Here is a 15103-nt window from a genome sequence, read left to right on the forward strand (position 1 = left end):
ATAAGATGAAGTTAATTGGTTTTTTCTCAATGGTGATGTTTTCGCTCATACTGCTGACGCTCTTCATTGGGTTTGTCTATCTGTATCTGTTTATCGCAAAAAAAGAAAAGCTCCTGCTCTCCCAGGGGTATAACCCAAAGAATCGGAAGAAAAAGACCCCACTAAGGGAAAGACTATTGTCACCGATTATCCAATGGGGATTCAAGGCAGGCCCGGTCGGAATTAAATATCCGTTTTTTGCTGAGATCGATAAACACGACCGCATGCTAAAAGAGGCAGGAAACCCTTTAGGGATGCAAATCCAGGACTTCTATGGCTTCAGGTTTGTGCTTGGTTTGATCGGCCTTGGATTTGGCAGTTTCTACTCTATTCTAGGAATGCCATCAGGACTCCAGATTCTATTAATCTCCATTTTAGGCGGGTTTTTAGGACCAAGTCTTTGGCTTTATTTCAAAGCGAAATACAGACAGGAAACGATCAGCATCATGATGCCTGATTTTCTTGATACCGTTAGTGTTACCCTGCAGGCCGGGGTTAGTTTGGATTCAGCCCTGAAACAAGTAACAAAGCAATTTGAGGGGCCGCTCAGCGAGGAAATTGATCGCTTCAACAAGGAAGTCGAGCTAGGGGTTCAGAGGCTGACCGCTTATCAGAGTTTGATAGAAAGGAATTCTTCGAAGGAACTCCATTCACTGGTTAACGGGTTGATACAAGGGTCTTCACTTGGTGTTCCGGTATCCAGGACATTCAAACTCCAGGCGGATGATTTAAGGGCGACAAGAGGTTTCATTGCTAAAGAAAAGGCAGCCAAAGCAAGCCCGCAAATCACGCTGGTTACTACATTTTTCGTAGCTCCAGCGGTATTCGGTCTCATCATCGGTTTGCTTGCGTTAAATATTGTCTACAATCCTCAAGCATTTGGGTTGGACTCCTTCTTTAAGTAGAAGGATTAACTATAAAAAATATAAATCGGGAGATGAATAATATGTTAAAGAAAACTATGGTGAAGATGACTGGTGTATACAATCGTTATGTGAACAATGAGAGAGGAGCCCAGGCTCTTGAATGGGTAGCCTTAGGCCTTGTTGTCCTTGCGGTCATGGGCGCAATTGCTTCGGGTATCGGTGAGGATACTTCTCTTGGAAAAACAATCATGAGCAAGTTGAGTGAATTGGTAGGAAAGATTGGCGCAGGAGCATAATAAATATCCGGGGTTGTTAAATTTGAAAGGAAAAATAAAAAAACATCTAAATAATGAAAAGGGTTCACAGTCGATCGAATTCGTTGCGATGTTCCCGCTGGTTATTTTGGCTTTCCTGATCATCTGGCAGGTTGCGCTGATTGCCTTTTCGGTTGTAGTCGCAGAATCGGCTGCCCGCGATGGTGCCAGGGCAGCCTCTGTACATGATCCTGAATGGGAAAATGTCACAAAAAAGTCGGCTTATGGCGTAAAAATTATAAATATATCAGGTGGTCCTGGTTCTGATGAAGCCAGGGTTAAGGTGGAGGTCCAGGCGCCAATCGTGGCCCTTCCGCTGATTTCGGAAATGAAATTCTCCTTTGCGATGGATGCAGTGATGCCAATGGAGGAAGAACCGGATGACGATTAAGAATCTGAAAAACTATCTTAACAACGAGAGAGGCAGCGGCATGCTGATCATCATGGTCGGCATGCTAATAGCTGCTATTTTCATAGCTTTGATGTTCTTTGATTTCTCAAATGTATTCATTAATAAGCGGGTGACCCAAACAGGCGCTGACTCAGCGGCCTTGGCAGCGGCAAAGTCCTCCAAAGACACGATGAAGGAAACGCTGCAGGAGAAAACCCAGGAAGAGCTGGATGCATTAGGAGAAGCCTGGGAACAGTTCCTGGAGGATTCTGCAGATTCGGAGCCTCCTGCGGAAGGAGAGGATCCACCGCCGCCTCCTTCTGAAAGTGAACTATTAGCAGAGTTTGTGGAAATGATGGAAGACAATTACGATGGCCGAAATATGCCTGGCGATATGGTCAGCTGGATCCTGGATCATTCTGTCGAAGTCAAAGCAAAGACAGCCATGAAGTTCTTCTTTGATGATGATGGCGTAAGGGATATTGCCTGCAAGGCGGTCAGGGACAATTTGACGGAAGCCCGTAAGGAAGCAGAAAAGTTCGCGAAGGAAAACCAGAATGACAAAATAAAACAAATGACCTTTATCCCCGAGGATTTTCGCATCTATGTCGTGACAGAACGAAAGGGTCAATATACGACAGTCCCAGATGAAGGAGTCCCGGCAATTACCGCAGAATCATCTGCAAGGATCGGGAAGCCAGATGGCTTTGACATATTCTGTGACTAGTCTGCACAATGGTCCATTAACCCATGATTATTGGAGCATTCACTTCTTTTTTGAAGGGTGATAAAGTAAATGATAATAAGAAGTTCAAAAATAAGAATTGTATTAGCATTTATGGCTTTGTTTCTGCTCCAGTTTGCCATTCTAAGCCCTGTCTCGGCGGACTTGACAGAAGTCGAAACCAATAAGCAAGGTTTGAGTAAAACAGAACCAACCGATGCTTCGGGAGGAGAACCGGTTGATGGTGAAGATGGTCCCCTACCCTGGTGGAAAAAGGCATTAAATGAGCTCGGTGATATCGGTGACAGTCTGGTCGATGGCTGGAACAAGTTTAAAGACTGGACGGTTGATGAATGGAATGATGCCTGGGATATCGCACAAGACAAGTGGAACGATGCCTGGGATCTTGCACAAGACGTATGGGGTAACATTGAAGACTTCTTTAAAAGTATTGGAGACTGGTTTAGTGAAAATGAATGGGCACAGACGCTGCTCGGAGGAATTCTTGCTGCGGGCATAATCATCGGTGTCATTGCGCTCCTTGTTTTCTTTGGAGTAATCGCTATTCCTCTTGGAATTGTCGCAGGGTTAATCATTGTGGCAGGTGCGCTTATTGGCGGATTCACTTATCAATGGCTCGCGGGTGATAATTACAGCTTCTGGGGAGCGTTTAGTTTCGCTCTTGTTGGAGGAGTACTAGGGTATATTGGCTATGCCACCGGCGCATTCGCCGCAGCAATCGGCTGGATCAGGACAGTTGCCTGGCCTGCTGCCGCTAACTGGTGGAGAACGGCCGCATGGCCATGGCTTAGAGGACGCCCGGCTGCTATTTGGGGCTGGATGAAAGGACCTGCCTGGAATTGGCTTAAAGGCAGAGGGGTGGCGCTTAAAGGGTGGTTTACTGGAAGGGCTGTTCCATGGGCACAGGGATTATGGTCTAAAATAGTAACATATTATACTACTGGTTCGCTCTGGAATAGGTTATTTTATGGGCCTGTACTTGGTATGATTGGGGGAGCTACCAGTAATATAGTCGGGGTAATGATTACTGGTAAATTTGAAGTAGACAACTTACTTATTGATATGGCAATTGGTGGGTTTACAGGAGGCTTGCTGGGACCAATCGTGGCTTCCATGATGACTTATGGAAGGTTAAGTTGGAATGCAGTTTTTGGATTAAGTATCTATGGTGGAGCAGAAAACTATCTAGCTGATGGATTTAAAGAAGGTGCATGGACCAGTTTCGACAACTTCTTTTTTGGAATGGGAATGTCAGTGATTTCAATCAAGGTAATTGGTCTCTTAGTTGATAAGTATATAAAGGTTGAACCAATTGCAGAAATGACTAAGAAGACTGTGGAAGAACTGTTTAAATCAGGCGTAAAGGGTGAACTGTTTGGTAATGAAGAGCCCAAGAGCCATGTTGAAAAACAAACCGATTTACAGCCCAAGGAGCTTCCAGATAAAAGTGTAAAAACTGAAACAATCAAAGAACCTGGAAATGAAAGAATGCTTGATAGTAAAGAAGAGATTACAAATGAAAAGCCCTCTTCAAATGAAAGTATCCAAAAAGATCTAGAGAATAGCCAAAAAACAGAGAATAAGTCATTCAATCACAGTGACAAGAAACTGCATCCTAAATTTAATTAATTTTATACTTGAAGGCGGCTATATTAGGGGGGTGTGTTAATGCCAAAAAAATGGTTTAATATCATATCGAGATTTCTAATGGGAGGCACACTTGTTAGTTTTCTTATCTGGGTTTTCATGGCCCAAGACAACGGAACAATCTATTATGAAGGCAATGAAAGTGTTATTCATACTTTCTTAATTTTGTTTATATTAGCGGTAATTGCAGGTTCGATCGGTTTAAACACTATGGATGATAAAAGTGAAACTATTAGTAAGAAAAAAGTATTTTCCGGTATTGCTATAGCAGTTGTTTTCTTACTATGGAGATTATCAGTAACATTTTAGCTGGAAAAACTAATTTTTATTGGGTCCAGTCATAGGGTTTTAACAGTTTAATGTCAATGAGTGACGAGGGTAAAACGATAAGTAAGAAATAAGTGTTCGATTATAAGATGTTTAATTTAGATTAGCCTAGGCTAATCTCTTTTTTTAGCATCCTGTATCAGGTACGACATAGGGAGGATTCCAGTAGAAAATGTTGATGTGATCCAAATGGAAAAACCGTACCTTCATTTTGGATGCTTACCATTGCAATTTATGCATACTGTCAGAATGACCCCGTAGCTAAATACCTATTACTTGGAGGAAAAAGAAGTGAATTATAAACGACGAATCATCTTTCTTGTGTTCAGTATCTTTCTTATTACAGGATGTTCATCCGAACCAAAGGAAGATACAAAAGCCCAGGAAGTTGCGAAAAGTGAGCAGAAAGAAGAGGAAAGCTCAGAAAAAGCACAAGGAACCGATAAGACTAATGAAAAAGAAGAAGGTTTTGATTTCAACAGTTTACCAGTACCTAGCAATCTGGAGGAGATGATGGTATATCCAGTTGGGCCACTTGCTTCTGCGGAAGGTATTGGTGATGAAGGGGTCAAAAAGGCCCTGGAAGCCATTCCGGCTCTTTCCGAGGAGGCTTCAGACTCAGAATTAACCAGTTTATTTGAGCACTTGTATTCACTTTTTAAAAAGGAATATGAAGACCCAAAGGCAGTCATGATATCTGGAACTGTCAGCGCACCTGGTCAGGAAGCCACGTCTGAAGTAAAGGCGGAAACATTCAATATAGAAGTGATCCTCGATTCCAGCGGAAGCATGGCAAAACAAATGGATGGAAAAGCACGTATGGAACTGGCGAAGGCATCAATAAAAAAGTTCGCGTCCTCCCTCCCGAAAGAGGCAAATATCAGTTTGAGGGTGTATGGACATAAAGGGACCGGATCTGATAAGGATAAGAGTCTGTCATGCTCGTCCAATGAGCTCGTTTATCCTATGCAGCCTTATGACAAGGGTGGCCTAAGCCAAGCCCTAAGGGAATTTAAGCCTGCGGGCTGGACACCACTGGCGCAAGCTATCACTGAAGCGCAAAAGGATCTCAGTCAATATAAAGGGGATGAAAATAAGAACATTATCTACATCGTCAGTGATGGGATCGAAACATGCGGTGGGAACCCCGTGGCAGCAGCGAAAAGTTTAAAAGACTCCGGAATTGCTCCTGTAGTCAATATAATTGGGTTTGATGTGGCGGGCAAGGATCAGCAACAGCTTCAGGAAATCGCCAAAGCAGCAGGAGGCACCTATTCGAATGTAAAAAGCCAGCAACAGCTAAGAGATGAATTCTTTAAAACGGTTGAGGAGTCATTAAAGTGGCTGAACTGGAAGAATAACCAAGAGTTAGATACCTACGAGAAATATAATAACCAGTCTACGAATGTACGTGTGATAACTAATAATTGGCAGACGAATACCACCCTAGAGGAGAACAAAATAATGTTCTCGATTATAGATTTGAATAACAGGGGAAAAATCACGTCTGAACAGAAAAGCAAACTTTTGGATATGAACGAAAGTTATTATAAAACACAAAGGAACTCTATAGAAGAACTACAAACAGTTCTGATTAATGCAACAGATAAAGAAATGAATGAGACATTAGAGGAAATAGACAAGATTTACAAAGAAAATAATCCTGATAATTAGTTTTATGGGGGGGACCTGTGACCAAGGACCCTCACCAGTGGATCTTTGATAGTGTCCAACTTGTTATGTGTGCAATAGGAATTAGAGGTGATTTCATGTCAAAGAAGCTGCTAACCATAATAACGGGGATTATCATTGTCTGCACTTTAACTGGAGCTATCATCTGGGCTATTTCTGAAGCGGACGAAAATGGGAAGATATATCTTGAGGGGAATGAAAATATAGCTTATATCTTTTTAGGCTTATCTATCCTTGGCCTGATTACCGGCTCAATTTCATTAAGAGCGTCGAATGAAGAAGGTGACATTATTAGTAAAAAGTCGGTGCTTTCAGGGGTGGCACTGGCAACGATTTTTTTTCATATGGAGACTTTCGGTTGCATTATAGAAGGAAGCAACTCCAAAATGTCTAAGAAGGTGGATTTAATAGACATATCAGAGATGAAGCAACTCCAAAATGTCTAAGAAAGTGGATTTAATAGACATTTCAGAGATGAAGCAGTCCCAAAATGTCTAAGAAAGTGGGTTTAATGGACATTTCAGAGAGGAAGCAACTCCAAAATGTCTAAGAAAGCGGGTTTAATTGACATTTCTGAGATGCACTTTCATTTCAATCTAAGTGACAAGAAAATGTATCACTTAGTTTTTAATCAGGCTTATATAAGTCATATCCACTTAGGAATATTTGTAAATAGAGTCTTAAGTCCCAGGAACCTCCAAAGTTGTTATTCGTAAATAAAACATCGCTAAATTTTTGAGGATTAAAACCTAAGGAGGTAACAATGAACCGGAAGAAGAATCCTATATTATCAGTTTTGCTGCTTGTGATTAGCTCGCTCTTCATACTCTCAGGCTGCAGCGACGCGAGCCCGAGTGATGCGAAGGCAAAGGCTGAGAAGAAACAAGAGGATAAATATGAAAAGCTGGTGAAGGAAAAAAACAAGGAGCTTGAGCTTCAGCCGCTTGAGCTGGGTTCCTATAACGAGGAGATTGGCTCCACTTTTTCCAGTCCAGAGTATAAGGAATTCGCGGTCAACGGGAAGTTTGTCGTCGAAGGGGAGATTGACAAGTTTTCTTCTTTGAAGTCGGATTATGTACTGATCAAAGTATCGGCAGAGGAAGAAGGGCCTGCGGGACAGCAGCATGAGTACTACGCTAAGCTGAAAGATGGCAAGTACAAGCAGACAATTCGTTTTTTTAATGGGGAAGGCAAGTACCGTGTGAGTGTCCATATCCCGAGCAATGAAACGGAGAACTATTATTTTGAAGCAACCGCCTTTGAGGTCCACAATGTGAATCCGAATATCGAGCGGGATCTTGTTCTGACCCCGTTTGGCCAGGACGCAGAAGTGGCTCTTGGAGTTGATTCTGGCTATGTGAAAGAAAACGAGATTTTCAGATTGGAAGGAGAAGCTGGAAATCTGACAGATGAAGATACCGTCATGCTGAAGCTGACTAAGGATATGGAGAGCTGGAAGCATATTATGCCGATCAAGGATGGCAAATTCAGCTATGACGTGCCCTTATTTTACGGTAAAGGTGTCCATGAACTCGAGGTTCTCGTTCCGGATGAAGAACGTGAAAATTACTACCAGACGGCTACGACAATTTTAATTGATAATGAGTCTGACAAGACGATGCTGCCGATTGAGTATATGGATCAATACCTAGAGCGCGGCGTTACTCTCGAGTCCCCTGTATATGGCGGTGAAGAGACAGATGGCATGTACAGCATAAAGGGGAAAATTGATCCTAATGCCGTGTTTGGCCCTGAAACAACACATATCTATATCACGACTAAAAAGGGAGAAGATGAAGCGTTAGATGTCATACCGGTTAAGGACTTTACATTTGATGACTCCTTTTATCTGCGGTTCGGTCCCGGAACATATGAGGTTATACTTAGCGTACCAGAGATAAAAGAAGAAAATAGTGATTATTTCAGGTTTTACGGGTTTGCCCGCTTTGAGGTTGAATCCACCGGTGAAGATCAGCGTGACCTGCTGCCATCAAGGGGTGTTCAATCCGATTCAGAGCCGATCAGACAGCTGGCAAGTGAAATCACCGCAGGAAAGAGCACGGAGAGGGATAAGGCTAAAGCAATCTATGAGTATGTAGCCAAAACGGTTGCCTATGATGTTGAAAAGCTGGAGACAGATGATTTTGAATGGGATGATAGCGCGCTGAAAACACTGGATTTAAAAACAGGTGTCTGTCAGGACTATTCTTATCTGGCAATTGCTTTATTGAGAGCAAGCGATATTGAATCACGGTTCGTGGAAGGCATGGCCCGCGGCGGCTGGTGGCCATCAAGACATGCGTGGGTTGAAGCAAAAATTGACGATGAATGGATCACCATGGATCCGACCTGGGGTTCGGGGTATGTAGACGATGGAAAGTTTGTGGCAAAATATGATGAAAAGTATTTTGATCCCAATATGGCTGAGTTTGAAAAAACACATACAAGAACGGGAATATCGTATTGAGAAAAATCTCAGAGCTGAAAATGGCTCTGAGATTTTTTGCAACTAGACAGGGCTCAAGTTAAAAACAAACTCTAATTACAGCCGGCTTTCTGTGTCTCTTAAGAGTCAAGAACGATATAGGGATAGCGATATATCTGCTAAAATATAAATTTAGACGATATGACTCTTGCAAATATTGTTGAAACTCGTCATATTGTAGATAGGAGGTGCGATATGCGAAACGATATACAGCCGAATGAACAGGCATTCTCAACAAAAGAAGTGGCTGAGGAAGTAGGAATTGCTACTCCAACTGTCCGAAAGTATGGACAAATTCTGGAGCGTAACGGTTACGAGTTTTTGAAAGATGGCGACCGCCGAATCTTTGTCCAGTCTGATATAAAAGCGCTTATAGCGCTACGCGATACAGACAAGCCACTGGACGATACGGCTAAAGATCTTGTGGCCGGGCAAAAACAAAGGCTCGATGGGTCAAGCAGTACGGAGATTGCAATCAACGATACATATGGAAATAATTTACCGCAAGACCCAGATCAATTAAAAGAGGTTTTGCTTTTTGTGGTCAATGAACTGGCAGCCGCGCGTGAAATGAATATGCAGCTAAAAAACGATATGGTCCAGATGAAGACAAGTGTTTCCCAGCTTCAGCAAGATCATCATGTGATCAGTTCCAGCATTGGGAATTCAGCACAAAGAACAAATGCAAAGATTGAAAAAATCCTCGAGCAGCAAAATGCCCATTACGAAGACTTGCTGCAGCAGGAAAGAGAGAGAAGTGAGCTCCTGCAAAAAGAGATTAAGAAGATGCGGGAAGAGCAAAAGAATGAGTGGAACTCCCAAAGTGATTTCAATAAACGTTTAGAAGTAGAATTAAAGAATAGAAAATGGGGTTGGCTTTCCGCGATATTCCGGAAATAAGTTGCATGAAAGACCTTCAATAAATTGAATAATCTCGAAGAATAGAGCGTATTGCTGACCGATATGAACATGAGCACTGCTAAAAGTGAGTATTCATGTGCAGAAAAGCTTAACGATATATCGCCTGACGATACGCTATACGAAATACATTCAAGTGCCTCCGGACAGCAAAGCCAGGTGTCGATTACCCCGCCTTCAAAATTCAACAATTTCCCGAGAAATATCTACAATTTATGATTACGCGGTCGACAAAATATCAGCACTTCCATATTAACAGAACGCGGATCAATGAATACATAATAAAATCCCCAATGGATTATGCTCCATAGGGGATTTTTCTCGTTCATTTTATAACAACTTCTTCATCCGTCCTGCAAGTGGGATGACAACCAGACCTGCAAGGACAACTTGCATGATGTTTCCTGGGATTGAGCCGAATGGCTGAATCCAGTTTCCGTATAGGACCACTTCAGTAAAATAGTAGCCTACGATCTTAATGACAAGGGCAGCGACAACTGCCAGGGAGTAAACCAATACTTTCTTGCCAGGCATTTTTTCCGCAATCAATCCCGCTACATAGCCCATAGCGCCGACGATCACGAAAGTGAACGGTGCCCACAATGCCCAGCCGGAGATGATGTCGAACAAGCCCATACCGAAGGCTCCTGCTATTGCACCTGTTTTCCTGCCGTAAACGAAAGCGGCAATAAATAGAGGAATATTGCCCATATGGATCAGGCCTCCATTACCCATAATCGGCAGCCTGATGTTAATGAACATGGTTGCAACGACAGTCAATGCAATGAAAAGCGCATTGATGACTAAAACTTTTGTTTTAGTTGTTTCTTTGGTTGTTGAGTATGCTGCATTCATTTCGTAACCTCTTTCTCTTTTCAGGACTCTTTTCGTATGCCTCGAAACTTCCTTTTTACTTACTATCATACTCCTTATTGGTAAGTTAATAAATACATAAAAATATACACATGTACAGAATTTTGGGAATTTAAAGCTTTCCTCTTATGGCTAAAAACGAATTGATGCTTAATTTTCGGGAAACCTAACGATGTCTTGTATCGAAATCGATCATGGGGAGTTGGCAGAATTGAATAAGGTATCAAATGTGTTCTGGATTTCTCTCGTTCTTGCGAGTGGATTTGTGATTTGGGGCGTGGTTGCTCCGGTTCAATTAGGTGAGGTTATGGATCAAACCAAGGCATTCTTTTTAGATTCATTTGGCTGGTTTTATCAATTGGCAGCTTCTTTCTTCCTCCTGTTTGCGATATTTTTGATTTTTAGCAAGTATGGAAAAATAAAATTAGGTGCTGATGACGACAAACCAGACTTTAACAGAAAAACGTGGTTTGCCATGCTATTCAGTGCTGGTATGGGGATCGGGCTGCTATTCTTTGGAGTCTCGGAGCCTATCTCTCATTTTGCGAATCCGCCTATTGGTGAAGGGGGTACACCTGAGGCTGCAAAGGTTGCTTTGAGATATACGTATTTACATTGGGGCTTTCATGCTTGGGCTATTTACGCTGTCATTGCGCTTGTCCTTGCTTACTATAAATTCAGGAAAAAGAAACCCGGGCTGATGAGTATAACTCTTAGTCCTCTATTAGGGGAACGCTCAAAAGGAGCGATTGGAACCATCGTGGATGTAGTCGCGGTATTTGCGACAATTTTTGGTGTAGCAGCATCTTTAGGGTTAGGAGCTGCCCAGATCAATGGGGGGCTCAACTATGTAACGGGGATACCAAACAATTTCACGACTCAGCTCATTATTATTGCTATCGTAACCGTCCTCTTCCTGCTTTCTGCCAGCACTGGTCTGCAGAGGGGGATTAAGTATTTAAGCAATGCCAATTTAGTATTGGCCGTCATTCTGCTTTTTGCATTCTTGATTTTGGGACCAACAGGTTTTGTGCTTGACCTGTTTACCACTACGCTCGGGAGTTACGTTCAGAACCTTCCAGGCATGGGGTTGAGGCTTACTCCTTTTAACGAAGAACAAGCTAGCTGGATAAAGGATTGGACGATTTTTTACTGGGCATGGTGGATAGCCTGGGCACCTTTCGTTGGGACATTCATTGCGCGTGTTTCCAAGGGAAGGACGGTGAGGGAGTTCATGATTGCCGTTCTCGTTATACCTACTCTGGTCTGTGCTTTCTGGTTTGCAATTTTTGGCGGGACTGCTATTTACTTCGAGTACTTTGAAGGGGCCAACATAGCCGGACAAAACTTAGAAACAGCCCTGTTTTACGTATACGACCTTTTACCATTCTCGGGTGCATTGGTCGTTGTTACCTTGTTGCTGATTACTACATTCTTTGTCACTTCGGCAGATTCAGCCACTTTCGTCCTAGGGATGCAAACAGCAAAAGGAGATCTGAACCCTCCCAATGTGGTTAAAATAGTCTGGGGGCTTTTTCTATCAGCCTCTGCTATCGTATTAATGCTCTCCGGCGGGCTGAGTGCTATGCAAACAGCCATCATCGTCAGCGCCTTTCCATTGACCTTTGTTCTAATCGCTATGTCCTTCTCGATATTAAAAGACTTTAAATCAGAGGCCCTTGAAAAAAAGCCGAAAAAGGAAAAAGGGAAATTCGCAAAGAAAGAAGATAAGCCAGATCCGAGCCCGATTTAAATATTTTCAGGTAATACTAGATGGATCCGTCCCATTTTTGGGAGGGATCTTTTTCTTTGTGTACATGGAGAATGGGACGGAGCTTTATGGATGTGGTTTGTTAAGATGACTGATATGGAATCTAAAAAATTGAAACCTTTTATCGTACTTGTCGTCTAAAGGTTGATTTTTAACAGGAGGTGCAAATAAATTGCATCGATTTCACTTTTCCGGAGAAGAGGAATCAGCGTCGAAAGAAGAAATTCTGATAAAACTGATGGATTCCTATGGCGATATGGTTAAGAAATTGGCTTTTACATACGTAAAAGACATTAATCTGGCTGAGGATATTACGCAGGATGTGTTTATCAGCTGCTACAATAACCTTCATCTATTTAGGGAGAACTCATCTTATAAAACCTGGATATACAGGATCGCAATTAACCGTTCCAAAGATGTTGTGAAGAGTAATGCATATAAACGTATTTTGCCATTCAAAAAGTTTACAGTCACATCCAGGGAAAAAACACCTGATCTAAAGTTAATTGATAAAAATACACATACCACCGTGACAGAATCATTATTGAATCTGCCTTCGAAATATCGTGAGATTCTTTATTTCTTTTATTATGAGGAATTGAAGTTAAGAGAAATCAGTGAGATTACCAGTCTGAAGGAAGCAACAGTTAAAACGAGGTTGAGCCGTGGAAGGCAGCTGTTGAAAAAGGAGCTTGAAAGGAGGAGGTTTGAATATGAGTGAAAAGGATTTTTTCAATTTAAAAGAAAAACTGGATCATGAAGTGTACGGAAGGATTACTTTTTCACCAAAAGAAAAGGAGCGTGTATGGACGGAGTTGAGCTCTTCCGGAAATAGAAAGAGAGGATCTCTTTTTCAAAAAATAATGATAAATATGGGTGCGGCTGCCGTCTTTGTCGGGATGGGAACATTCGTAGTCCATGAGGTCATGACTAGTCAGGAATCACCATTAGAGCAAGCATCAGAGTTACAGGGGAAAAATATGAATCACGACCTGCCTCAAAAAACAGTGACTGCAAGTGAAGATACCAATCATGACAAAGCTTGGGAAGACCGTACAATCACGGATGGGTTGGGTCCCTATGACTCAAAGAACGTAAAGGAATTTATTGCCCTGAATGCCGAGTTGTACAGTGCCCCACTGCCTGAGCAGTACGCTGACGACCCTGAACACTACCATTGGATTGAAGCAACTGTACTTTTGGGAGGGTTAGAGCTTAATTATAAGGTAGAAGGAGCGGTCATTGAAAAAGATTTCCGTAACCTCAAGGAGCTTGCATCCATAGTGATGGAAGAGCATAAAAAGCGTTTTGAACACTTGAATTTAAAAAATGAAAATCCTTTTGATTATAAAGACCAATTCAAACCACCTAGCGATAGAATGAAAAAGGCACACAAGTATATCGTCGGCTTGCTGAACGATCTCCATATTGCAATCAACAAGGATGGAACGGGTGGTAACAATGGATATTCCCATATGCTTGATGGTAATAAAACGGAAAAATTGGAATCGTTTATACGTAACGAGTAGCAATGGCTTGGATCTATCCTATCTTGGGTGGATCCTTTTTAATTTCATTAAGGTTATTCTAAAATTCGATAAAAAAGCTCAAAATCTCCTATTGTCCCACTTTAGATACCATGTTAATATCAGAATATTAAAAATAGTATAAAAACACTAACAAAAGGGGGATAGAAAGCTGTCATCCACCAAGAAGATACATAACCATTTTGGAGAGAATTTGGGGAGGTCTTACGATGAGAAAGTCATTAGCAGTCATATTAAGCGGTGCGATGCTTCTGCTTGCTGCTTGCGGTGGCGGCGGTAATCAGGCGAGCGGAGAAAAGAAGGATGAGATGGTGAAAATCGGAATCACCCAGATTGTTGAACATCCTTCCCTTGATGCAGCGAGGGAAGGATTTATTGAAGCACTTAAGGATGCAGGTTATGAAGAAGGAAAGAATCTGAAGCTTGATTACCAGAATGCCCAGGGCGATATGAACAACAATGCATCGATTGCGCAAAAGTTCGTTTCAGATAAAAATGACCTTATTTTAGCGATTGCGACAGCAAGTGCCCAGGCAGCTGTCCAGGCAACAAAGGATATTCCGATTCTGTTCACGGCAATCACGGATCCTGTCGGTGCTGAGCTGGTTCAATCCATGGAGAAGCCAGGCGGAAATGCAACGGGTACAACAGATACACATCCTGATGCCATTAAGAATACAATCGAGGCAATCAAAAAGTTCATCCCTGGAGCGAAGAAGGTCGGGATTATCTACAACAATGGAGAACCTAACTCCGTCGTGAATGTGAAAAATGCAAAGGAAGCACTGGAAGCAGCGGGACTTGAGGCAGTTGAAACGACTATTTCAGCCAGCTCTGAAGTGAAGCAGGCAGCTGAGTCCATGGTCGGCCGTGTAGATGTCCTCTATATTCCAAAGGATAATACTGTGGTAGCTGCGCTCGAATCAGTGATCACAGTGGCGAATGATAAAGATATTCCAATGTTTGTCGGTGAAGGTGATTCAGTAAAACGTGGCGCGTTCGCATCCTATGGACTTGATTATCACGATCTTGGCTACACCACTGGTAAAATGGCAGTTGAAATCCTCGAGGGCAAAAAACCAGCTGACATTCCTGTTGGCTATCCGGAGAACCTCGAATTGGTAGTTAATAAAAAGGCTGCTGAAGAGGAAGGAATCACGCTGACTGAGGATATGCTCAAAGATGCCAAGATTGTTGGAGAATAATAGGGAGGAGCCTGCAGAATTTGTGCAGGCTCTTATTAATATCAAAAAAGTATAAATTTTACACCGAGAAATGTTCAGCTCCAGCGCCTAGCCCCTCGAGACGTTTCGGTCCCGCCAATGAAGTCAAAGAACGACTTCACTGTCAGGCCCTCCAACGCTTGTCGGGGCTGACCAAGGCGCTTTCGCATTTCTTATTCAGCTGACCAGATAATACTATTTTCCTAATCTAAATAAACCAAAATACCCTTCTAAATAAAACCAAAACATAATACTTTTTAACGAT

The 15103-nt window shown here is 42.4% G+C and carries 15 protein-coding genes; 14 read left to right on the forward strand and 1 reads right to left on the reverse strand.

Annotated elements, in window-relative coordinates; genetic code table 11:
- Window positions 1-5: 5 nt before the first annotated feature.
- The 10 genes from FOF60_RS01445 (at window position 6) to FOF60_RS01490 (ending at window position 9406) form a co-directional block, all read left to right on the forward strand.
- Window positions 6-944, forward strand: coding sequence for a type II secretion system F family protein (locus tag FOF60_RS01445; protein ID WP_192473121.1), 939 nt, complete (start codon window positions 6-8; stop codon window positions 942-944).
- 41 nt (window positions 945-985) lie between these two features.
- Window positions 986-1201, forward strand: coding sequence for a hypothetical protein (locus FOF60_RS01450; RefSeq protein WP_192473122.1), 216 nt, complete (start codon window positions 986-988; stop codon window positions 1199-1201).
- Between the two features lie 22 nt (window positions 1202-1223).
- Window positions 1224-1610 carry a TadE/TadG family type IV pilus assembly protein gene (locus tag FOF60_RS01455; protein ID WP_192473123.1) on the forward strand — a complete coding sequence of 129 codons (387 nt, stop codon included), beginning with the start codon at window positions 1224-1226 and terminating at the stop codon, window positions 1608-1610.
- Window positions 1600-2337: a pilus assembly protein TadG-related protein gene (locus FOF60_RS01460; RefSeq protein ID WP_192473124.1), complete on the forward strand. Its 738-nt coding sequence runs from the start codon at window positions 1600-1602 to the stop codon at window positions 2335-2337. Before FOF60_RS01455 ends, FOF60_RS01460 begins: the two co-directional genes overlap by 11 nt.
- A gap of 69 nt (window positions 2338-2406) precedes the next feature.
- Complete coding sequence (locus FOF60_RS01465) at window positions 2407-3984, forward strand: hypothetical protein (RefSeq protein WP_192473125.1); 1578 nt, start codon at window positions 2407-2409, stop codon at window positions 3982-3984.
- A 39-nt stretch (window positions 3985-4023) separates the two neighbouring features.
- The gene (locus tag FOF60_RS01470; RefSeq protein ID WP_192473126.1) at window positions 4024-4311 is read left to right on the forward strand and encodes a hypothetical protein; all 288 of its coding nucleotides are present in this window, start codon (window positions 4024-4026) and stop codon (window positions 4309-4311) included.
- Between the two features lie 309 nt (window positions 4312-4620).
- Window positions 4621-6003: a vWA domain-containing protein gene (locus FOF60_RS01475; RefSeq protein ID WP_192473127.1), complete on the forward strand. Its 1383-nt coding sequence runs from the start codon at window positions 4621-4623 to the stop codon at window positions 6001-6003.
- 95 nt (window positions 6004-6098) lie between these two features.
- The gene (locus FOF60_RS01480; RefSeq protein WP_192473128.1) at window positions 6099-6467 is read left to right on the forward strand and encodes a hypothetical protein; all 369 of its coding nucleotides are present in this window, start codon (window positions 6099-6101) and stop codon (window positions 6465-6467) included.
- A 317-nt stretch (window positions 6468-6784) separates the two neighbouring features.
- Entirely contained in the window at window positions 6785-8488 is a 1704-nt protein-coding gene (locus FOF60_RS01485; protein ID WP_192473129.1) for a transglutaminase-like domain-containing protein, read from the forward strand.
- Between the two features lie 213 nt (window positions 8489-8701).
- Complete coding sequence (locus FOF60_RS01490; RefSeq protein ID WP_192473130.1) at window positions 8702-9406, forward strand: hypothetical protein; 705 nt, start codon at window positions 8702-8704, stop codon at window positions 9404-9406.
- Between the two features lie 348 nt (window positions 9407-9754).
- On the opposite strand, the gene FOF60_RS01495 is transcribed toward FOF60_RS01490, so the two are convergent.
- Entirely contained in the window at window positions 9755-10279 is a 525-nt protein-coding gene (locus FOF60_RS01495) for an ECF transporter S component (protein ID WP_192473131.1), read from the reverse strand.
- Window positions 10280-10469: 190 nt separating this feature from the next.
- On the opposite strand from FOF60_RS01495, the gene FOF60_RS01500 reads away from it, so the two are divergent.
- The 4 genes from FOF60_RS01500 (at window position 10470) to FOF60_RS01515 (ending at window position 14820) form a co-directional block, all read left to right on the forward strand.
- On the forward strand, window positions 10470-12050 hold the full coding sequence (locus FOF60_RS01500) for a glycine betaine uptake BCCT transporter (protein ID WP_319801559.1): 1581 nt from the start codon (window positions 10470-10472) through the stop codon (window positions 12048-12050).
- Between the two features lie 190 nt (window positions 12051-12240).
- Entirely contained in the window at window positions 12241-12789 is a 549-nt protein-coding gene (locus tag FOF60_RS01505) for a sigma-70 family RNA polymerase sigma factor (RefSeq protein ID WP_192473132.1), read from the forward strand.
- On the forward strand, window positions 12782-13597 hold the full coding sequence (locus FOF60_RS01510) for a hypothetical protein (RefSeq protein ID WP_192473133.1): 816 nt from the start codon (window positions 12782-12784) through the stop codon (window positions 13595-13597). Before FOF60_RS01505 ends, FOF60_RS01510 begins: the two co-directional genes overlap by 8 nt.
- A 227-nt stretch (window positions 13598-13824) precedes the next feature.
- Window positions 13825-14820 carry an ABC transporter substrate-binding protein gene (locus tag FOF60_RS01515; protein ID WP_192473134.1) on the forward strand — a complete coding sequence of 332 codons (996 nt, stop codon included), beginning with the start codon at window positions 13825-13827 and terminating at the stop codon, window positions 14818-14820.
- Window positions 14821-15103: the final 283 nt, after the last annotated feature.

Source organism: Mesobacillus jeotgali, from assembly GCF_014856545.2.
Lineage (GTDB): Bacteria > Bacillota > Bacilli > Bacillales > Cytobacillaceae > Mesobacillus.